This is a genomic window from Wolbachia endosymbiont (group B) of Dolichovespula media, from assembly GCF_947179505.1.
In the GTDB taxonomy this organism is placed as follows: Bacteria; Pseudomonadota; Alphaproteobacteria; order Rickettsiales; family Anaplasmataceae; genus Wolbachia.
This window is the reverse complement of record NZ_CAMXBR010000001.1, coordinates 1-21,734: the sequence shown is the minus strand read 5'-3', so window position 1 is coordinate 21,734 and position 21,734 is coordinate 1. Positions and strand designations below refer to the sequence as shown.

The following is a 21,734-nucleotide window of genomic DNA, read 5'->3' as shown; positions in this document are numbered from 1 at the left end:
AAAATGCCAGAAGAATTTTTACACGGAGTAAATGTTATTGAGATAACCTCAGGGGCAAGAACAGTACATACAGCTAAATCATCAGTGATAGGTGTAATTGGTACTGCATCCGAAGCAGATGAGCAAAAATTTCCACTGAATAAACCAGTACTGATAGCAGGAAGTTTAAAGGAAACAGCAAAGCTTGGAAAGAGTGGCAGTTTACCTTCTGCAATAAATGGAATATTTTCCCAAATTGGTGCAACAGTAGTAGTTATTCGAGTTGAAGAAAGTGAGAACAGCGATCCAAAATTAAAAAAAGAAGAAACGCTGAGAAATGTAATTGGAGGAGTTGATAAAGAAACCGGAGAATATCAGGGAATTGAGGCATTTCTCAGTAGTGAAAGTATAGTCCATGTTGCGCCAAGAATATTAATTGCACCTCAGTTTACTCATCAGTTACCTGAAATAGATGGAGTAAATTCAGTAGTGAGTGCTTTAATTTCCATAGCAGAAAAATTAAGAGCAATTATTGTTGCAGATGGACCAAATACCAATGATGAAGAAGCAATAAAGTGGAGAAAAAGTGTAGGCAGCTCAAGAGTTTACGTAGTTGATCCATGGGTGAAGGTACTTATTGAAGGAAAAGAAGAAATCTTGCCATCGAGTCCATTTGTAGCTGGTTTAATAGCTAAGATAGACAGCGAGCAAGGCTTCTGGCAGTCACCTTCAAATAAAGAGATAAACGGTATTGTTGGAACAAGCAGGCCTATTGATTTTACGCTCGGTAATACAAATTGTAGAGCAAACCACTTAAATGAAAATGAAGTAACAACGATAATTCATCAAAATGGCTATAGGCTTTGGGGCAATAGAACATGTTCAAATGACTCAAAATGGGCTTTTTTGTCAGTGAGAAGGACTGCAGATTTAATCAATGATAGTTTACTTCGAGCTCATTTATGGGCAGTTGATCGCAATATTACCAAAACTTATATAGATGATGTGATTGAGGGGGTGAATTCTTACCTTGCAAGTTTAAAAGCGCAAGGAGCTATTATCAGCGGAAAATGTTATGCAACACCAGAGCTCAATACACCGGCAAACATTGCAAGCGGGAAAGTGTATTTTGACTTCGAGTTTACACCACCATATCCGGCAGAACAGATTACTTTCAGGTCACATCTTGTGAGTGGTACAATATTATAAAAATGGGAGAAAGAGATGTTACCGAAGATTTTAAAGAATTTTAATGTATTCGTAGATGGTCGGGGTTATGCAGGAAAAATTGATGAGATAACGCTACCAAAGCTTACCATAAAAACAGAAGAGTACCGTGCTGGTGGTATGGATATTCCAGTAAATATTGATATGGGCATGGAAAAGATTGAAGCAGATTTCACTTTTTCTGAATACGATACAGAGCTCTTTCGGCTATTTGGTCTAATAAATGGGAATTCAGTAGCTTTGACGCTCCGTGGTGGAATGCAAGGTAGTGGAAGTAATGATATTGAAGCAGTAATCATCAACCTCAGAGGCATTTTTAAAGAGTTTGACTTTGGTAATTGGAAACCTGCTGAAAAAGCAACGCTAAAGTGTACTGTAGCTGCCCATTACTACAAACTTACTATAGGTGGTAATGAATTAATAGAAATCGATGCTGAAAATATGATTAGAAAGATAAATGGTGTTGATCAAATGGCCTTGCTGCAAACGGTTTTAGGAATATGAAAACTTACTTGAAATTTTATTTTTTAAGGAGAAGCATATTAAAATAACTTTAAAAGTGTAAAAATATTTTATTTTTTAGGAGAATTTTATGAAAACTATAACACTTAATAACCCAATAACAGTTGATGGAATTTCTGTCTCAGAACTTACCGTTAGACGTCCAAAAGTTAGGGATTATCTAGCTATTGAGAGACTTAATGGTAGTGATCTAAGTAAGGAAGTAACTTTGACTGCCAATTTGACATCAGTTGCAAAAGAAGCGATTGAAGAGTTAGATATTGCTGATTATGTGAAAGTACAAGAGGTATTAAAGGATTTTTTTTCACCAATTATTCAAAAGACTTGAGATTAGAAGTACTCGTGCTTAGCTCTATCATAGGTGGTGGAGTTGAGCACATTCTTGATATGGAATTTAACGAATTTATCTTATGGGCAGAAACAGCAAAGAGGTCTAAATGTCAACGTTATCTATAAAAATCGGAGCAGTCTTAGATGGCAGCTTTAATACTGTAATAAAAGGAAGTAGTAGTCAACTTACTCGTCTTGGTGAGAATATAAGAAAGCTTGATTCATCTTTAAAATCAGTATCAAAATTTAAACAGTTAGGTCATGATGTTTTGACTAGCAAGAGGTCATGGAAAGGTTTTGAAGATCAAGTAAAATCTTTAGCTAAACAAATGAAAGCGATAGAGAAACCGAGCAAAACTTTAAAAGCAGAATTTGACAAGGCCAAAACCTCCGCAATAAAAGCAAAAGAAGCATATTTGAAAAAGAGAGATGCTTTACATTCATTCAATGAAGAAGTAAGAAAAAGTGGCAGAAATATTAAGTCATTAGTAAGTGATCAATATAAACTTGGCTCTTCTATTGAAGTACTAAAAGGTAAGTATGGTAAGCTTGGGTCTGCAATACGTAGTCACCAAAGTTTTTTAGCAAGCAAAGCACATTTTAAGTCACAAATTATAGAGACTGTTGGACTAGGACTTTCACTTGCGCACCAATTAAAGTTGCGATTGACTTTGAAAGTGCTATGGCTGATGTTAAGAAGGTAGTAAACTTTACTCAGAACACAAATGAGGCCGAAGAATTTGCTCAAAAATTAAAGAAGTTATCTCGTGAAATACCGCTATCAGCTGCAGAGTTAGCACAAATAGCTGCAAGTGGTGGTCAGCTTGGTATCGACAAAGATAAGCTACTTGAATTTACCACAACAGTAGCTAAAATGGCCACAGCATTTGACATGTCTGCTGAACAAGCTGGTGATTCTATTGCCAAACTCGCTAACATTTATGGAATCGCAGTAGAGAAGATGGAAGAAGTTGGTGATGTTATAAATTACCTATCAGATAATACTGCAGCTAAGGCGAACGATATGATTGAAGCACTCGCTAGAGTGGGTGGTAATGCAAAACAATTTGGTTTAGATATTAATCAGACAAGTAGTTTAGTAAATGCCTTCGTTAGTTTAGGTAAACAACCTGAAAAAGCAGCAACTGCTGTCAATGCTCTGCTTTCTAAACTTCAAACTGCTGAAGGGCAAGGAAAAGAGTTCAAAGCAGCATTGGAATCGATAGGTATCACTGCAGAGGAAATGTCACAAAAGGTTGCTGAAAACGGGCAAAACGCTCTACTTCATTTTTTTGAAATTTTAGAAAAAGTAGGACAGGAACGTTCACAAATCCTTCTCAATCTCTTTGGTCAAGAATATCAAGATGATATTGCATTGATAGTTGGGAGTTTGGAAGAATATAAAAAAGCAATAGATTTTGTGGCTGATAAAGAAAAGTATAATAAATCTATGCAAAAGGAATTTAATAACCGTGCAAGTACTACAGCAAATAATTTGCAGCTACTTAAAAATACAATAGCAGAGCTAGGAATGAACTTAGGGTCAGTTATGCTACCTCCTTTAAATTGGATAAGTAAGATTTTGAGGTCAATATCTACAGGTATAGCTTGGTTCGCAGAGAAGTGTCCAATTTTAACTACAGGAGTTATGAGCATAATTTCAGCTCTTATTATTGGCAAGATTGCAGTGGTAGGTTTTGGTTATGCATTTGCATTGGCTGGAGGTGGAATACTAACTTTTAAGGCTATTTTGCAGGGAACACTTTTGCCAGTATTAACTTCGTTATCAGCGCGAGTAATTCCAGCAGTAATCATGGGACTGAAAGCTTTAACGCTAACCAATCCTATAGGAGCTGCTATTGCTGGACTATCAGTTGGTGCAGCGCTTGTAATTGCTAATTGGCAAAAGGTAAAGGACTTTTTTTCAAGTCTCTGGAAATCAATTACAAAATCTATAGAAAATTGGATTGGTATAGGAAAATTTTTTAATGATAGTCCAATAAAAGCATTAGAGAAACCAGTAGAAGCAAAAATAGGCAGTGCAACTAGTGAAAATAATGTTTTTAGTAAAGGAAATCCTTTATTGAATAATAATGCTTTTAGTAGAATTTCGAATAGTAGAACGAATATTGAAAGTGTGATTACAGAAAAAAGTTCTGTAGCAGATAATTCAGAGAAAGTTTTAAAAGACTGTGAAAAGTGTGAACAAAAAATTTTCAATCAAACTTTTACATTTAATATAAGTATAAAAGCAGAACCTAACCAAGATGTACGTAGTCTTGCTGATGCAGTAATAAAAAGAATAAGGGAAAAATCTCGTGATGTTTTATTTGATTCAATAGAACCAATTTACTAATGCTATCACTTGGTCAACATAAGCTTTCTCCAACAAGTGTAAGGTATAGTAAAGAAAATCGTTGGAGTACAATTGAGTGCATTGGTAAAATACCTTCATTACAAAATATTGGTCAAGGTGCAGAAAATATAGACTTAGAAGGAGTAATTTATTTCCATAATCTGAATGATTTAAATCAATTAAAAAGTATGAAAGAAACTGAGAAAAATCATGAACCAAGTATCTTAGTAGACAATTTAGGGAATGTTTTGGGAAGATTTGTTATTGTGCGGTTAGAAGAAAAGCAAACGTCGTATTTTCCCTGTGGATTACCAAAAAAGGTTGAATTTAGCTTAAGTTTAAGGAGTTATGTATGACAGTACATTATATAACCCGAGAAAATGAAATGTTAGATTACATATGTTTTAAGCACTATGGATATAGCTCTGGAGCAGTAGAAATAGTATTGGAGGCTAATCCTGGTCTTGCAGAGTATGGAAGTTTTTTGCCTACAGGATTAAAGATCAGGTTACCTAGAATACAAGAGCAATTAAAAAAATCGAAGTTAAAAGTGTGGGAATAAATGAAACCTGAATTTAGCATTGAAGGAATAAAAGATCATGTAATATCGGTGCATCTTACTGATGAATCTGGTACTATAGATGATGTTGCAGAGGTATGCGTTGATTATGGCAATGAAAATGTGGAAGTTCCAAATGAATTGAACATAGCACTAGGTTATAAGGAATTTGGAATCTTTCCAATGGGTATATATACAGTCAACGAAGTGACTATACAGGGTCCACCTAAGACTCTACTAATCAAAGCTCATGCAACAAATTTAAGAATATCTTTGAAGGCAAAAGTATCAAAAGAATGGCGCCAAATTACCATAGAAAACTTAGTAAAAGAAATAGCCCAAAAACATGGATATGGACATAAAGTTGCTGAGGAATTTAAGAATGTATTAATACCCCACATTAATCAGGTAGATGAAAGTGATATAAGTCTGTTAACAAAGATCGCAACAGAGCGTGAAGCAATGGCCAAATTAGCTGGTGGGTATGTATTGTTTATTTCAAAAAATATGGCAAAATCAGCCACAGGAAAAGCTTTAGGAACAACAACTATTAGACCTCAAGACACAATTAATTGGAAAGTGCATTTTACCGTACGTGATAAGTATAATTCAGTAGTAGCAAAATGGCACAGCTATGAAAAGGGCGAAACTATTAAAGAAACAGTTGGTAGTAGCGAGCCAAGTTATATTATGCTGGAACTTTACTCTAATGCAGAGTCAGCGCTGAGTGCAGCAAATGCCAAGTTGAAACAATTGAAGCGTAACAATGAAACTTTAGATATAACTATGCCTGGTAATCCAGAGTTATTTGCAGAAGCTAAACTTAATCTTATAGGTTTTAATCAAGCGGTAGATGGTGAATGGATAGTTAACAGAGCGGAGCATACTTTAAATAGCTCGGGTTACCTTACTATGTTGTCAGCATCTTTGAGTAAGTAATGTTAAGAAAAAAATGAGTAATGATCTATTTAATATGAAGAAACTGTGTGCGAAATATGAAAAAAATAAAGTCTAATGAAAAATATAAGTTACATTTCGCATGGTTCGCACTATTAATAGTATGTCTTGTTATTACATATTGCTATCAAAAATCTAAAGCTACAGATAATTACAAAACAATCTTACGCATTGCTTCTGAAAATTGTAATCTAGATGTAGTAAAGTTTTCAGTAAAGAACCTATTGAGCATTAACACACAAATTCCTAGATTAACGGCGCTACATTGTGCAGCAGAAGGAAAATGTCTAGAATTAGTAAAATTTCTAGTGAATGAAGGAGTTGATATAAATGATACAGGTAGATATAAAGGATGGACAGTATTACATTCTGCCGCATACGGAGGCAATTTAGAGATAGTTAAGTTCTTATTAGAAAGAGATGCTAATCCTAATACTAGAGATACAGATGGAAAAAACCCTCGGGATGTAGCTGTAATAGAATCAAGGCACAACAAAGATAAACCTTACAGAGAAATTATTAAGCTACTTGCAAATGCAGAGGAACAGCATAAATCAAAATAGTAGTTACTAAAGTAGCTATCCATAATAAATTCACATTTTAAATCATTATGCAAAATCAAAAAATCCCAATTACATTAATTATCACGTTATTAATCCAAACCGTAGCATTGATATGGTGGTTATCCAAGTTAGACTCAAGGGTACAATTTCACGATAAACTTATTGAATATGGTTTAATGGAAAAAGTGTTAGTACTTGAGGAAAGGGTGAAAAATCTTTCTGAGGAATTAGATGAATTCAAAGATAACTTAAAGTCTGGTGTATAATGCTTAGACTGCGATTGGCGATTTTTCCAATTTTTGACGTATTGTTCAACTAGTGGAGAATCTCCTGTTATGATCAGTAGGTTTTCAGCATTTCTTTGCTGAGCGGCATCTGAAAAGTTAAATGATCCGGTTATGATTTTTTGCTCATCAATAATAATTACCTTGCTATGAGCAATAGCGGGTTTAAAGTCAATCCATATCGGGATTTTGTGCTCAAATAATTCGTTAATTACACTATGTTTGAACTAGTTTGTGATTCATCTAGAATAACCTTAATATCAACTCCACGCTTTTTAGCTTGAACCAAGGATTCAGCAATAGGCTTTGAGGTAAATTGGTATGCCTGAACCAACAAGGATTTTTTAGCATGACCCACGGAATCAATTATTAGGTTGGTGCAATTTTCTCCAGGCGTGAAGCAGACTGTGGCTTTTGGGCAGGAAACACATCCCGATAAAAGCGAACAAGTTAATAAAATCAATAAATACCTAACCATGGCAAAATACATCCTTTCAATTGACGGCGGAGGCATAAGAGGCATCATACCAGCCATTATTCTAGCAGAAATAGAAAAAAGAACAAGAAGAACTATAGCTGAAATCTTTGATCTAATGGCTGGTACTTCAACCGGTGGGATTGTTGTGGCAGGATTATGTAAAAAAGATAAACCTCAATATTCTGCTAATGATTTAGTCGAGTTCTATCGGGAATATGGACCATATATTTTTAAGTCTTCATTTTTGAGAAGATCAATATTATCTTGGTTTAACTGTACACAATACCCACATAAAAATATTGAGTATGTACTTCATAAATATTTTGGCGATGATGTCTTTAAAAACACTTTAAGTAATGTGTTGATTACGAGTTACGATATTCACAATAACTGCCCATTTTTCTTCAAAAGCTGGAAAGAGGATAGGAATTTTATTAAATTAAGGGATGTATTAAGAGCAGCAACTGCAGCACCTACTTACTTTGCACCTAAATATCTTAAAATTAACCAAAAGGAAATGGTATTAGTGGATGGAGGGGTTTTTGCCAATAATCCAGCGGCTTGTGCATATGCAAGTAGTAAAAGGTTATTTCCAAATGATGATATTGTACTGTTATCGATAGGTACTGGAAGAACAGATAGAAGCATAGCCAATTCAAAGAGATTTGGAAAAATAGGCTGGATAAAACCTTTGTTAAATGTGATGTTTGCCTCTGGATTGGACTGCGTAAATTATCAGATGAATCAAGTAATAGGCAATAGATACGTAAGAATACAATCGCAATTGAAGCTAGCGTAGGCTGACATGGATAATATTACATCAAAAAATATCAAATCTCTTCAGCAAGAGGCAAAGGCAATGATAGAGAATAATCAAAAAGTAGTCGATAAATTTTGTAACATTGTGTCTTAATTTACATCAAGTAAAATATAAAGCTTTCATTGAGCCAGAAAAGTAAAATAAGCAAATTTGCCTTGTTGAGAAATCTTATTATCTTTGTGTACTACTTTCTTTTTCACTACTAAAAAATCCACGTAAATGGTTAAAAACCTTTTCAATAAAAAGCTCGCTTTCCTCTCCTGTAAAAGCTTCTTTTATTTCATGCAAACTACTTGTTACCTTATTGCTATTTTTTATGACTGAGTAGCTTTCAATAGCTTGGCAAGCAGACAAAATAGTTATTGCCCCTATTATAGTTGAAACAATTATGGCAATTAAAGGTGCTATTGTTGTAAGTACTGCTGCAATTAATGAGATGCCAACACAAAACGCAATAGCTGAAATGCAAAATGCTACTGTATGTTTCTTTTCATGACTAACCATACACACCTTCTTAATAAATCTGTTAAAAGGATAACTTATTTTTTTAGTACCGTCAATATTTTTAGAAAAATTGGCATACTCAAGATAATCATTTGTGATACCAATGAATTACATTAAGCAAATTCTAATTTAGTTAATTCACTTCAATCTATTTGAACATTATATATTAAACACAGAAGCACAAGAATTTCATTCAGTAATTTAGATATATTAAATATACAATTATTTTTATTGATATTTTAATGTATTATTTATGAGTAAGTAAACTACTGAAATCTTTAATCCAGGTTAAGTTTTGAAAGCATGATTTTCAAGCTCCTCAATAGAAATGTCCAGCATAAGTAGATTATTTGCAACCTTTATCTATATTAAGTATATAACTACTTTTACTTATATCTTTAACACAATTCAATTTTCACACTCATCAGTAGTTAGGCCACTTGCTCGCACAATAATATCAATAGCAACACCTGCCTTTGCTAGATTTTTCGCAACTTTGATCTTTTCTATTTTTTTAACTTTTTTCTTGCCATTTTTCATACTTTCAGATAGAGATTTGACTAGTGATTCTTGTTCTCCGTACTCATCCATTAAACTCAATAGCTTTTTGCTTTCTCTTGTTTTAGGTAGCAGAACTTTAATATTCACTGATAATCCTTCTGCTATTTGATATAATTTGTCAAATGATATGGCAGTGTATCCTATTTCATATTCGTGTATTTCCTTGAGTGTTAAACCAACTTTATCCGCCAAATCTTTTTGAGTATATCTTCTTATCAACCTCCATTCTCTTATTCTTTGCCCTATTCTGTAGTATATAGAATCAGTGCAGACTTCTTTCTCTGTATTATCATACTCGTAAATAGATAAGCCGGTTGCTTGGGAAATTATGTCAACTGAAACTCCTTCTTTAACTAGATTTTTTGCTACTTCTAATCTTGCCTCCTCTTGATTGATTTTCTCGCTAATATGAACAAACCTGATTAATGAAGGTACTATTTTGCCTAACTTTTGATTCTCATATATTTTTGTTAGATAGAGTATTTCTTCGTCTTCATCTTCATACTCTCTTACTGTTATTGGTTTAGGTAATAGATCTACAACATTAACTGACAGTACTCTTGCTATTACATATAGTACTTCAATCGGAATAGGAATATACCCATTTTCATAATTGGTTACTTCTTTATATGCTAATCCGATTTTACTTGCTAACTCTGCTTGAGTACACCTTTGCATTAATCTACAATCTTCTATTTTTTGCCCTATTTTGTAGTGTATAGAACTAACATCTCTTACAGAAACAAACATATATACCTTACTTAGAAATAAATTTTCATGCAATTTGATCAGCGGATAAACCAACTATTTGCAAAATAATATCAATAGAAATTCCCCCTTTTACTAAATCCTTTGCAACTTTGATCCTTTCCGCTTTTCTTACTTTTTCTTCACAAATCCGTATGCCTTCAAACAAAGATTTTATTAGTGCATTACGTAGTTCTTGACTTTCAATCTTTTTGTATTCTTCAATTAAATTCGGTAGTTCATTTTCTACTTTACTACCTTCCTCTATTAGCAGATCTGTAATATTAATCGATAATGTTTCTGCTATTACATATAATTTTCCCAGTGGAGTAGCTACACGTCCTTGTTCATAGTTGCTTATTTCGTGACGGGTTGTATTCATTTTCTTTCCTAAATCTTTTTGAGTATACTCTTTTACTAGCCTCCATTCTTTTATCTTCCTTCCTATTTGGCAGTAAATAGAACCAACTTTTTCTTCAACACATTCATCAGCAGAGAGACTGATTGTTTTTGCAATAACATCAACAGAAACTCCTGCTTCAACCAAACCCTTTGCAATTTTTACTTTCTCTGCTTTCCTACTACTTTTTTCACTAACTTGGACAAATTGGGTTAATAAACAAAACATCTTACGTAACTCCTGATCATTAATCTTTTTATATTCTCTTACTAGATTTAATATTTCTTCTCCCTCATCTTCAAGACAGCTTTTTGATACAGGAATAAGATCCGTAATACTGATTGATAGTGCCTCAGCTATAGCATATAACCTTTCAATTGAAATTCTACGATTCCCTTTCTCATATTGCAATATCACCCAATACTTTACACCAATTTTCTCAGCTAAATCCTTCTGAGTATAACCTCTCTCTAACCTCCAATTTTTTACTTTTTCCCTTACTTCACAGTCTAGACTTTTTTCCACGAAAACAACCATGCGTATAATATTTTCTACTATAGCTCAGATATAACGGTAGAAAAAACCTCTGGAACCTTAAAGTTTGCTGTAGACGCATTAAAGTTCCCTAAAGGTTTCTTTACTACCTCCACATACCCTATTTACCCATGAAGACAATACTTCATCATTGCTAATCTCTTTTATAGCATACTTTTCATTCCATATGCCACATCTAGTGAAATTACCTCTTTCTACCACTTCCTTAAGCTTCACTCCCCCAAAGAGGCAATTTTTTCCAATTTCTTCGCCTCTTTTTTGTAACTCAGCCCACATTTCCTTGTTTTCTACTCTGACTTGTACTTGATCATATTTTTTTACATCGTGGTACAATATAATATTTAGCTTACCAATGCTTGTAGGAAACTCTAATATAATAGAGCTTTCATCTGACATATCGATATAGTTTCTTATACCTCCCTTCTCACTTTTAACCTCAACTGCATCATTGCCAATTTTTAAAATATTAATTCCTAACTCTCTCAGTATTTTGGCTACCTCTACCTTGCTATCCCCAGAAAATTCTATATACGATGTTGTATTATCTATCTCAACATCTATTAATTCTCCTTCTTGCATAGCATTTTCGCCAGCTTTCTCTAGTTCTTCTAGTCTCTCATCTATCTGTGGCTGAACTTCTGGCTGTAGCTCATTATAGATTTCACCTATTAGTTTATTCTGCAATAAAGTATCATGAAAATCTGCACCACTTAGCATTAATTTACGCATTATCTTTTTTCGATCAGTCTTATCAAATTTATGAAAATGTGTACCCAATACTACATACTCTGCAATGCTCCATTCCCCATCGTTATATGCATTTATTCTTGCTCCAGAGGCTAGTACTTGGTCTATAGTTTTGTGCAATTCATTTACGTTTTTTGCCTCTACCACTTCACTTTTAAACCAGCTCAACTTTTCGCTTTCGCTTATACTTGGCTTTATTTTTTGCAAAGCTGAAGCAAATGGATTTAACCCTTCTGGATAATCTGCTTGATTACTCAAAGGTTTTGTGCCATAAATATAGTCAAATCCTTTCCCATAGTTGATTTGGTTTTCGCGAACTTTTCTACAAGGGAAAGGTACTATTTCTTTATCTCCAGGCTTTTTAGCCTTATTAATTTTGCTTACAAAGGTAGACTGCTCTTCAGTACGACCAATTCCTATAATAGCATTTAACATCTCACCTTTTGATAACTTATCAAGGTCAACGTTTAATTCGTAAGTACCTCCTTTTTTGTCACCAAAAGGTACAATTATTTTATTACCCATATTAGCCTCCGCTATTAAATATACTTTCTAAGTGTACAGTTATTATACACTTTATTACTTATAATAAATCATAGTGAGTAGATTTACAAATACTTTCTGCTATAACAATCCACTTTCTCTAAAACTAAAATAGCCCCCACTTGTAATGATAATATGATCAAATAATCTAACGCTTACAGTACTACATGCTGCTGCTAAGCTCTTCGTTACTTCTTGATCTTCTTCTGATGGTTCTAAGCGTCCCCCAGGATGGTTGTGTGACATTATTACTAATGTTGCATTCTTTATTAATGCTTTTCTTATAATTTCCTTTATGTATACTGGTGCTTTTTCCATTTCACCAATATAGGATTCTTCTCCAATTAGTTGACGCCTTTTATTCAAGTACAGTATTTTTACACATTCCCTCTCTGCATGACCTATACTTACGTTTAAGTACTCTACTAGCCCTTGTAAGTCCATTATTGGCTCACTCTTAAGCTTTTCTTTCAGTACCCTTTCTAGTGTTTCCTTAACACACATAATCATTGCTACTGCAGAATCAGTTACTCCTTCTATAACTTTCAGGTCATCCATTTCTCGGCCTAAAATCCTTCCTACTCCCGTATAAGTGTTCACCAGATTTTTAGCAATTTCTTGAGCTTGTGCTCTTTCATGTACTGCACTTAAAAACGTTTCCATTATTTCACGATCAAGTAGTGCTTTGCCTTTGCTTTCTAATATTCTGAATTCGATTTCTTCTTTACTTTTATTCATATAATTTACCCTTCACTAACAACAAACTTTTTTTAAATATTTACTGCTGTTTTTTATCAGCATTGGCATAGAGCCATAGCTTTCGAGTGAAGTCAAATCAATTTTTCAATCTTTTTTACTTATTTTTTCATCAAAAAGTAAAGATGTTAATAGATACTGATTTTTTTACTTAAATTTGTTGAATTTCGTCTAAAGAGATGCCTATTGTTTTTAAAATAATATTGATAGAAATTCCTTTTTTTACTAAGTCTTTTGCAATTTTGATCTTTTCTGCTCTTTTCACTTTTTCTTCGCAAATCCGTATGCCTTCAAATAGAGATCTTATTAATGCATTACGTAGTTCTTGACTTTCAATCTTTTTGTATTCTTTTATTAAATCAGGTAGTTCATTTTCTACTATCTCATCTTCTTCTATGAGCAGATCTGTAATGCTAATTGATAATGTTTCTGCTATTGCATATAATTTTTCCAGTGGAATGGCCACACGTCCTTGCTCATAGTTGCTTATTTCATCACGTGTTGTATCCATTTTCTCAGCCAAATCCTTTTGAGTATACTCCCGTACTGCCCTCCACTCCTTTATCTTTTTTCCTATTTGGTAGTAGATAGAACCCGTTTTTTCTTCAACACATTCATCAGCAGACAGACCAATTGTTTTTGAAACAGTATCAACAGAAACTCCTGCTTTAATAAGACCTTTTGCAATTTTTATTCTCTCCGTTTTTTTACTATTTTTCTCACTAACTTGAACAAATTTGGTTAGTAAACAAAACATTCTACGTAATTCCTGATCATTAATCTTTTTATATTCTCTTACTAGATTTAGTATTTCTTCTCCCTCATCTTCAAGACAGATTTTTTCATTTGATACAGGAATTAGGTCTACAATACCAATCGACAATATCTCTGCTATAGCATACAACTTTTCAATCGAAATTTTACGTGTTCCTTTTTCATATTGTAGTACTACTTGATACGTTACACTGACTTTCTTCGCTAAATCTTTTTGAGTATATCCTCGCTTTAACCTCCAGTTCCTTACTTTTTGTGCTATCTGATACCTTATTGAGATGTTTGCCATAAATATTATACATGTTAATACTACCAAACAAAGATATACAAAAACTTCTATGTTTGCATTTTAGTTGAATATTTCTTCAGAATTGTGTATAATTATTAATGCTTTTTAGGTACTCTTGCTATGGCTCTCTCGAAGTTTCTGGATCCCAAGAATGATGTCGCATTTCGCCGTATCTTTGGCACTGAAAAGAATAAAGACATCCTCATTCACTTTCTCAATGATATTCTGGGTTTTACTGGCAAAAATGAAATAAAGGATATAGAGTTTTTAAGTACTATTCAAGACCCTGATATTGCCTCTAAAAAGCAAAGCATTGTTGATGTATTATGTAGAGATTCCACGGGGGTGCAATGGATTATTGAAATGCAGGTCGCTAAAACCAAAGGCTTCGAGAAACGTGCCCAATACTATGCTGCTAAAGCCTATTCAAGACAAGCCGATAAAGGTGATCAATACCAGGACCTTAAGGAAATTATCTTTATTGCTATAGCAGATTGTATTTTATTTCCTGATAAGTCTGAGTACAAATCAAAGCATACTATTCGCGATGAAGATACTAATGAACGTGATCTAAAAGATTTTTACTTTATATTTATTGAGTTGCCTAAATTTCCAAAAACAAAAGAAGATCAGCTTTCAAGTATAGTTGAAAAATGGGTCTACTTCTTTAGATATGCAGATGAAACTAGTGAAGAAGAGCTAGAGAGAATAATAGGAAGTGATCTAATAATTAAAAGAGCGTATGAAGAATTAAATAGGTTCAACTGGTCAGAAAAAGAATTTATAGCCTATGAACAAGAGATAAAGCGTATTCGTGATGAACAGGCTGTCCTCGCTCAAAAACTCGATGATGCCACTCAAAAAGGTAGACAAGAAGGTAGACAAGAAGGCATCCAAATCGGCCATGAAAAAGGCAGAAAAGCAGAGAAAATTGAGGTTGCAAAGAATCTACTTAAAGCAGGAGTTTCTATTGACATTATAACTCAAACTACTGGTCTTTCTGTTGATTATATTGAGAAAATTCAAGAAAAGAAGTTTTAGCCATAACGTTTTTTTATTAAACCCTCTATTCTGGTAATTTTAATATTGCAATCCATTCTAATTTCTGTATAATGCCTTTTTTACATGACACTGTTAATACTTAATAGGGGGGATAATGCCAACACAGAAAGAGCTTCGGGCTACGATGTCCAAAAAATTACAGGAAGCTATTAAACATCCAGATCCAGCAGTTGTTGCCGGGAGGAAGTCAGCTATCAAGAGATGGGTGGGAGTCCTTCAAGATAACTTTATGGAGCACATAAAATACTTTAAGGGTGATAAGTTGAAGTTTTTGCACAATGTATTTCAAGATGAAGGTTGCTGGTCAGGTGTAAGGTTGGATAATGCTGCTTTAGGTCAAAGGTTTAGTGAAGAAAAAATAGGTGGAATAGATAATCCACTTCGCAAATATGAGATGGCTTGTAGTTACTGTGTAGTGGATAAAATTCATCCTCTCTTTCAAAAAAGATTTGAATCTTATAGGAACAAGTTTCCTCCTGGTGCATTTGATGGTAAAACTGAAACTGAATTTGGCAAATACGTACAAAACTCGTTACTAGATAGCATAAAGAGGAAAGGTCCTGTATTTGATTTCTGGATCGATAGAGAATCTGGGGAATTAAAGAAGTATGATGCAGTAGAAGGTTTTGACAGTGCTGTAAAACTTAAGTGGAGTAAAGGGGTAGAGTATTTTTATAATCATTTAAAAGAAGAAGATAAGGAAAAGAAGCTCACAGAAGCTATTCTTGCTCTTTCTCGCGTTCAATCTGTTGAGAAAGACGCCCCTATTTTAGATTTTTGTGTAAATAAGATAGTCGATAAAGATACTCTTTTACAGAAATTATCACAGAAAGATAAAGGAGTATATTCCCTTTTTGCTGAATTAATAGAGTCATGTTTTTTTGATACGGTTCATGATTTGGTACAGTGCTGGTGTTATAAAGAAGTTTCAGCAAGAGGAGACTGTTCGGACAAAATATTCTCACAGCGAGACTATGAGCTTTTTCTTTCCTCTCTTTCAGATGTGATGTTGAAAAATCCTGAATCAAATGTTCAAGCTAGATCTCTTATTATGGAATTTTGGGAATGTGGTAGCTTGTATCAATACAGAAAAGCTGCTGTTAATACTTCTAATTATACAGTTCCTACAAGTGGTGTATTTGCAGAGTTAATAGTCAATTGGAGACGAGAAGACATTTATAAGACTGATGAAGAAAAAGAAATAGAGAAAAAAGAAATATTAGATATGATGTCATTTGCCAAAGATTGCTTTCCTGAAAAGTTTGAGCTCTTTAAAAAACTAATAATAAGAGACCTTAGATTATGCGGTAGGGAAGGTAAAAGAGTAAATGTAGATTACGGTCTGTTTGCAGAAGAATTATTCTCTGAGTTAGAGAAAACAATTTTACCACCTGGTCCTGTAGGTGATGGTCCTTGCAGTAATTTGCGATCACGATCTAAAGCTCATGGTAGTAAGAAAACAACTTTGCCAGTTGATGATAGTCCGCAGTCTGAGCTTGGAACTCCTAGTGTAAGTGGTGTTTCTTCTTATAAGAAAAAAAGCGTCTTTACGCTTAGTGGTAATAAGTAATCCACTTATGAACTCTTGGTGTTTCTGGTCGTAGTAAATAAGGGGTATTTTGTATGAATAATGGTGATGGACTTATTAAAGGATTTGAATCTTTTTTAGATCAATGTCCATCTTTCTTGTATCATATAAGTGCAGGTCGTTTCCTTCCTGTATTCATTTTTAGTATGTTATCTATTGCACATGATGCTAATACCTTAAATGCAAATGAGAGAATCTATTTTCGTTTTGATAACCATGGTGTTAATCCACGTAATGGTAAAAATCGAAATACGGCAAACCTAAAAGTTGCTGTTTATCCTGACGGACAGCAAGTTGTCAGATGCTACAGTATTTCTGATCGTCCTAATAGTGATGGGTTGAGGTTCAGTACAAGGGAGAGAAATGCTCTAGTACAAGAGATTAGACGGCAAAATCCAAATTTAAGGGAAGAAGACCTAAATTTTGAGCAATACAAAGTATGCATGCACAGAAAGGGCAAGAGTCAGGGAGAGGTAATTGCAACGGTATTCGAGGTAATTCGTGAAAAAGATCATCAAGGTAGGAATAAATTTGCCAAATATTCAGCATCTGAAATCAATCTTATTAGACGGCTCTTAGGAGATCACAGACTAACAATTAAGGAAATAGAAGGAAGACAACTCAATCAAAATCAGCGTAGACAACTTGATAGGTTGGTCAATTTTGCGCAAGTAGCACAGGGTCAACAAGGAATTGATAATTTTATGGGAATGCTAGCGAGTGATAGAAGACAAGATGTAAGAGATAGAATACGCAGAGAAATTTTGCCATACATAACTGACATCTATAATAATTACAGACAAGTACTGGAAAATAATATTGAAAATCGCAATCAAAGATTTGAGGGTCACGGGTTTTTATTAGGTTTCTTAGCAAATTTTAGTCATCGCTACACAATAGGCATCGATCTTGATTTATCTCCTAGAAACACACATGTTGCATTTCTTGTACGTCATCAAGCAGAAAGAGAAAATATTCCTATTGTTATTAATCTTGCTATATTTGACACACCGTCAGATGTTACATTAAACTGTGCCATAGGCTACGCTGGAAGGTTACACACTTCTTCATTTATACCTATCCATACTGAATCAAGAAATACTGTCTGTGTTGGATTAAATTTTAATTTAGATCTAGATCCTTTTAGTGTTGATACAGTAAAACTTCAACAGGATAGATTTCCTTTAGTACAAAGATTATTTGAGTGTTTGGAGAATGAAGGCATTAGAGAAAATGTTAGAGATTTCTTGCTTCACCATCTTCCTGCTGAAATACCAAGAAATGCAGAGAATTATAATAGAATATTTGATTGCATAACTGGCTTTGCTTTTGGAAGTAGTGCTTTTGATAGGCACCCTTTAGAACTAGAAGAGGAAGACGAAGCACCTATAACAAAGTACATATTTAGACATGGTGATGAGGGTTTAAGATGTTTAACTATGGTCTTTCATGCTGAAGGTTCTGATATAGTTATACTTCATATTAGAGCTCACGATGCGCAACAACAAGGAGCCATCAATTTACAGACTCTTAATGTTAATGGAAATGATGTTCATGTGTGGGAAGTTTCATGCACACTTAATAATCAACTTGAACTAGATATTGATCTACCAAATGACCTTGGTTTATATCACGATTACCAAAATAATAATGCAAATAATTTTCTTGCTGGTGATCTTGTACAAGTGCCCAATACTGAAAATGTACATAATACTTTAAATCAAGTTGTGAATGATGGCTGGAAAAATATAGCTCAGCATAGAGGATTATTTCAAGAGATCTCTGGAGCATTGATGCCGCTTGTGGATACAATAAATGTTAATAGTGAGGATAAGTTCCGTTCTATACTACATGGTACATTTTATGCTAGTGATAATCCTTATAAAGTGCTTGCTATGTATAAAGTTGGTCAAACATATAGTTTAAAAAGGGGGCAGGAAGAAAGAGGAGAAAGGGTAATACTCACAAGAATTACAGAACAGAGATTAGATCTTTTATTATTAAGACAACCTAGAGAGAATGACTTAGATACTCACCCAATTGGATATGTGTTAAGACTTGCTAATAATGCAGAAGAAGTAGGACAACAGCAAAATAATGCGAGACAAGAAATCGGAAGACTTAAGAAACAACACAGAGGATTTATACCTATTACTTCTGGAAATGAGGTGGTTTTGTTTCCTATTGTGTTTAATAGAGATGCACGCGAAGCAGGTAATCTTATACTTTTCCCAGAAGGGATAGGAAGAGAAGAGTATGTACACAAGCTTGATCGTCATGTTCGCGGTTCAAGACCAGGAGGATTAGTGGGACCTGAAAGTGTTATTGATGAGAATCCACCAGAAGGTCTATCATCAGATCAGACTCGTGAAAACTTTAGGCGTTTTTACGAAGAAAAAGCACCAGGACAAAATTCGATTTTTTTGCTTGATATAGGCGACAATCTACATGTTCCGTTTAGTTACTTGCAAGGTACTAGAGCACAGGTAATAGAAACATTAAAGTCAAGAATAAGGGGAGGTGGTACTCCTACAGCACAAGGAATATTACAACAAATAAATGCTATCCTTCGTAGAAACAACGCTCGTGAGATAGAAGATGTGCATGATCTACTTGCACTAGACTTTGCAACAGATAATCAAAATTATCGTTATTGGCTACAAACTCATGACATGTTTTTCGCTGCACAACAATATACTTTCTATGATGATCGATCTAATCCAACTAATAATCGTCATGATTTTACAATAACTTCAGTAGGAGTCGATGGAAATCAAAATGATCCAACAGGTAGGGGCTTATTAAGTAGTCACATAGCTAACTTTAAACAAAAAGTAGATTCGGGTGAAAAAGATAGATTAATTGCTATTATTAATGTAGGTAATCGTCATTGGGTTACATTAGTTATTGTACACCAAAATGGAAATTATTATGGGTATTATGCTGATTCACTTGGTCCAGATAGTGGTATTGACAATAATATTCGAGGAGCTTTAAGAGAATGTGATATTAACGATGATAATGTCCATAATGTTTCCGTTCATCAGCAAACAGATGGCCATAATTGTGGCATATGGGTATACGAAAATGCTAGGGATATTAACCAAGCTATTGATCAAGCTTTACAGGGAAATAATAACTTTGGAGAGAAAGGTGAGGGTATTATAGGTTATATACGTGGTCTTCTTAGTGTAGGCATTGGAAATGACACTAGACAATCTCAAAGAAATGAACAATACTTTAAAAATCGGAGAAGAAATATTTCACAATTATTCCAAAATGATCCTCTATCTTCTCCTAGGGGTAGACTGATTCAAGATCATCCAGGAATTCAACATGAATTTGATCCATTACTATTACAATTTTTAGGACTCCAATACCCACAGCGTGGAGGTGGAGGAGCATTACAATTAGGCGGAGAAAGAGTGATATCAATTGATTTTGGTAACCCGCAGTCTGCATTAGATAAAATTGATGGAGTGAGTAGAGTTTATAACCATAGCAATAGTAGAGGTAGTAGGTAGAAGTTAATAGCTTGGAACTCCTAGTGTAAGTGGTGTTTCTTCTTATAAGAAAAAAAGCGTCTTTACGCTTAGTGGTAATAAGTAATCCACTTATGAACTCTTGGTGTTTCTGGTCGTAGTAAATAAGGGGTATTTTGTATGAATAATGGTGATGGACTTATTAAAGGATTTGAATCTTTTTTAGATCAATGTCCATCTTTCTTGTATCATATAAGTGCAGGTCGTTTCCTTCCTGTATTCATTTTTAGTATGTTATCTATTGCACATGATGCTAATACCTTAAATGCAAATGAGAGAATCTATTTTCGTTTTGATAACCATGGTGTTAATCCACGTAATGGTAAAAATCGAAATACGGCAAACCTAAAAGTTGCTGTTTATCCTGACGGACAGCAAGTTGTCAGATGCTACAGTATTTCTGATCGTCCTAATAGTGATGGGTTGAGGTTCAGTACAAGGGAGAGAAATGCTCTAGTACAAGAGATTAGACGGCAAAATCCAAATTTAAGGGAAGAAGACCTAAATTTTGAGCAATACAAAGTATGCATGCACAGAAAGGGCAAGAGTCAGGGAGAGGTAATTGCAACGGTATTCGAGGTAATTCGTGAAAAAGATCATCAAGGTAGGAATAAATTTGCCAAATATTCAGCATCTGAAATCAATCTTATTAGACGGCTCTTAGGAGATCACAGACTAACAATTAAGGAAATAGAAGGAAGACAACTCAATCAAAATCAGCGTAGACAACTTGATAGGTTGGTCAATTTTGCGCAAGTAGCACAGGGTCAACAAGGAATTGATAATTTTATGGGAATGCTAGCGAGTGATAGAAGACAAGATGTAAGAGATAGAATACGCAGAGAAATTTTGCCATACATAACTGACATCTATAATAATTACAGACAAGTACTGGAAAATAATATTGAAAATCGCAATCAAAGATTTGAGGGTCACGGGTTTTTATTAGGTTTCTTAGCAAATTTTAGTCATCGCTACACAATAGGCATCGATCTTGATTTATCTCCTAGAAACACACATGTTGCATTTCTTGTACGTCATCAAGCAGAAAGAGAAAATATTCCTATTGTTATTAATCTTGCTATATTTGACACACCGTCAGATGTTACATTAAACTGTGCCATAGGCTACGCTGGAAGGTTACACACTTCTTCATTTATACCTATCCATACTGAATCAAGAAATACTGTCTGTGTTGGATTAAATTTTAATTTAGATCTAGATCCTTTTAGTGTTGATACAGTAAAACTTCAACAGGATAGATTTCCTTTAGTACAAAGATTATTTGAGTGTTTGGAGAATGAAGGCATTAGAGAAAATGTTAGAGATTTCTTGCTTCACCATCTTCCTGCTGAAATACCAAGAAATGCAGAGAATTATAATAGAATATTTGATTGCATAACTGGCTTTGCTTTTGGAAGTAGTGCTTTTGATAGGCACCCTTTAGAACTAGAAGAGGAAGACGAAGCACCTATAACAAAGTACATATTTAGACATGGTGATGAGGGTTTAAGATGTTTAACTATGGTCTTTCATGCTGAAGGTTCTGATATAGTTATACTTCATATTAGAGCTCACGATGCGCAACAAC

General features: G+C 34.2%; 17 protein-coding genes and 4 pseudogenes. 14 read left to right on the top strand and 7 right to left on the bottom strand.

Translation table 11 applies throughout. The features are described from left to right. The first annotated feature begins 3 nt into the window (after positions 1-3). From OM967_RS00105 to OM967_RS00065, 9 genes and pseudogenes are all read left to right on the top strand, one after another. Complete coding sequence (locus OM967_RS00105; RefSeq protein ID WP_264337298.1) at positions 4-1,188, top strand: phage tail sheath subtilisin-like domain-containing protein; 1,185 nt, start codon at positions 4-6, stop codon at positions 1,186-1,188. Between the two features lie 15 nt (positions 1,189-1,203). Then, positions 1,204-1,710: a phage major tail tube protein gene (locus tag OM967_RS00100; RefSeq protein ID WP_264337297.1), complete on the top strand. Its 507-nt coding sequence runs from the start codon at positions 1,204-1,206 to the stop codon at positions 1,708-1,710. A gap of 88 nt (positions 1,711-1,798) precedes the next feature. Continuing rightward, a complete protein-coding gene (locus OM967_RS00095; RefSeq protein ID WP_264331026.1) occupies positions 1,799-2,056 on the top strand; it encodes a phage tail assembly protein in 258 nt (85 codons plus the stop codon). Between the two features lie 109 nt (positions 2,057-2,165). Next, positions 2,166-4,414 (top strand): annotated as a pseudogene (locus tag OM967_RS00090) (phage tail tape measure protein). Continuing rightward, positions 4,414-4,770 carry a phage tail protein gene (locus tag OM967_RS00085; protein ID WP_038536970.1) on the top strand — a complete coding sequence of 119 codons (357 nt, stop codon included), beginning with the start codon at positions 4,414-4,416 and terminating at the stop codon, positions 4,768-4,770. Before OM967_RS00090 ends, OM967_RS00085 begins: the two are co-directional and overlap by 1 nt. Next, entirely contained in the window at positions 4,767-4,976 is a 210-nt protein-coding gene (locus OM967_RS00080) for a tail protein X (protein ID WP_038536967.1), read from the top strand. The genes OM967_RS00085 and OM967_RS00080 overlap by 4 nt, the downstream gene beginning before the upstream one ends. Continuing rightward, positions 4,977-5,912 (top strand): phage late control D family protein, encoded by a 936-nt coding sequence (locus tag OM967_RS00075; RefSeq protein WP_264331024.1) that lies wholly within the window; start codon positions 4,977-4,979, stop codon positions 5,910-5,912. A gap of 56 nt (positions 5,913-5,968) precedes the next feature. Next, positions 5,969-6,493 carry an ankyrin repeat domain-containing protein gene (locus OM967_RS00070; RefSeq protein ID WP_264337296.1) on the top strand — a complete coding sequence of 175 codons (525 nt, stop codon included), beginning with the start codon at positions 5,969-5,971 and terminating at the stop codon, positions 6,491-6,493. A gap of 47 nt (positions 6,494-6,540) precedes the next feature. Beyond that, the gene (locus OM967_RS00065) at positions 6,541-6,759 is read left to right on the top strand and encodes a hypothetical protein (protein WP_264331023.1); all 219 of its coding nucleotides are present in this window, start codon (positions 6,541-6,543) and stop codon (positions 6,757-6,759) included. Here OM967_RS00065 and OM967_RS00060 read toward each other — a convergent pair. Beyond that, positions 6,750-7,255, bottom strand: a pseudogene (locus OM967_RS00060) (phospholipase D family nuclease); the annotation flags it as partial. The gene OM967_RS00065 and the pseudogene OM967_RS00060 sit on opposite strands and share 10 nt — an antisense overlap. Here OM967_RS00060 and OM967_RS00055 point away from each other — a divergent pair. Continuing rightward, a pseudogene (locus OM967_RS00055) lies at positions 7,254-8,168 on the top strand (patatin-like phospholipase family protein). The pseudogenes OM967_RS00060 and OM967_RS00055 overlap by 2 nt on opposite strands. A gap of 78 nt (positions 8,169-8,246) precedes the next feature. On the opposite strand, the gene OM967_RS00050 reads toward OM967_RS00055, so the two are convergent. The 6 genes from OM967_RS00050 to wmk (OM967_RS00025) form a co-directional block, all read right to left on the bottom strand. Further along, a complete protein-coding gene (locus OM967_RS00050; protein ID WP_264330455.1) occupies positions 8,247-8,579 on the bottom strand; it encodes a WD_0736 family protein in 333 nt (110 codons plus the stop codon). A gap of 408 nt (positions 8,580-8,987) precedes the next feature. Continuing rightward, positions 8,988-9,890 (bottom strand): WO male-killing family protein Wmk, encoded by a 903-nt coding sequence (wmk, locus tag OM967_RS00045; protein ID WP_264337295.1) that lies wholly within the window; start codon positions 9,888-9,890, stop codon positions 8,988-8,990. Positions 9,891-9,915: 25 nt separating this feature from the next. After that, entirely contained in the window at positions 9,916-10,824 is a 909-nt protein-coding gene (gene wmk / locus OM967_RS00040) for a WO male-killing family protein Wmk (RefSeq protein WP_264337294.1), read from the bottom strand. 78 nt (positions 10,825-10,902) lie between these two features. After that, positions 10,903-12,114 (bottom strand): hypothetical protein, encoded by a 1,212-nt coding sequence (locus OM967_RS00035; RefSeq protein ID WP_264337293.1) that lies wholly within the window; start codon positions 12,112-12,114, stop codon positions 10,903-10,905. Positions 12,115-12,213: 99 nt separating this feature from the next. Continuing rightward, entirely contained in the window at positions 12,214-12,870 is a 657-nt protein-coding gene (locus tag OM967_RS00030) for a JAB domain-containing protein (protein WP_264337292.1), read from the bottom strand. A gap of 169 nt (positions 12,871-13,039) precedes the next feature. Beyond that, positions 13,040-13,951, bottom strand: coding sequence for a WO male-killing family protein Wmk (wmk, locus tag OM967_RS00025; RefSeq protein WP_264337291.1), 912 nt, complete (start codon positions 13,949-13,951; stop codon positions 13,040-13,042). A 120-nt stretch (positions 13,952-14,071) separates the two neighbouring features. Between wmk (OM967_RS00025) and OM967_RS00020 the strand changes: the two genes are divergently transcribed. The 4 genes and pseudogenes from OM967_RS00020 to OM967_RS00005 form a co-directional block, all read left to right on the top strand. After that, entirely contained in the window at positions 14,072-14,992 is a 921-nt protein-coding gene (locus OM967_RS00020) for an Rpn family recombination-promoting nuclease/putative transposase (protein ID WP_264337290.1), read from the top strand. A gap of 145 nt (positions 14,993-15,137) precedes the next feature. Then, positions 15,138-16,583, top strand: coding sequence for a cytoplasmic incompatibility factor CifA (locus OM967_RS00015; RefSeq protein WP_319606899.1), 1,446 nt, complete (start codon positions 15,138-15,140; stop codon positions 16,581-16,583). A 53-nt stretch (positions 16,584-16,636) separates the two neighbouring features. After that, the gene (locus tag OM967_RS00010) at positions 16,637-20,125 is read left to right on the top strand and encodes a C48 family peptidase (protein ID WP_264337288.1); all 3,489 of its coding nucleotides are present in this window, start codon (positions 16,637-16,639) and stop codon (positions 20,123-20,125) included. A gap of 138 nt (positions 20,126-20,263) precedes the next feature. Continuing rightward, a pseudogene (locus OM967_RS00005) lies at positions 20,264-21,734 on the top strand (cytoplasmic incompatibility factor CifB); the annotation flags it as partial.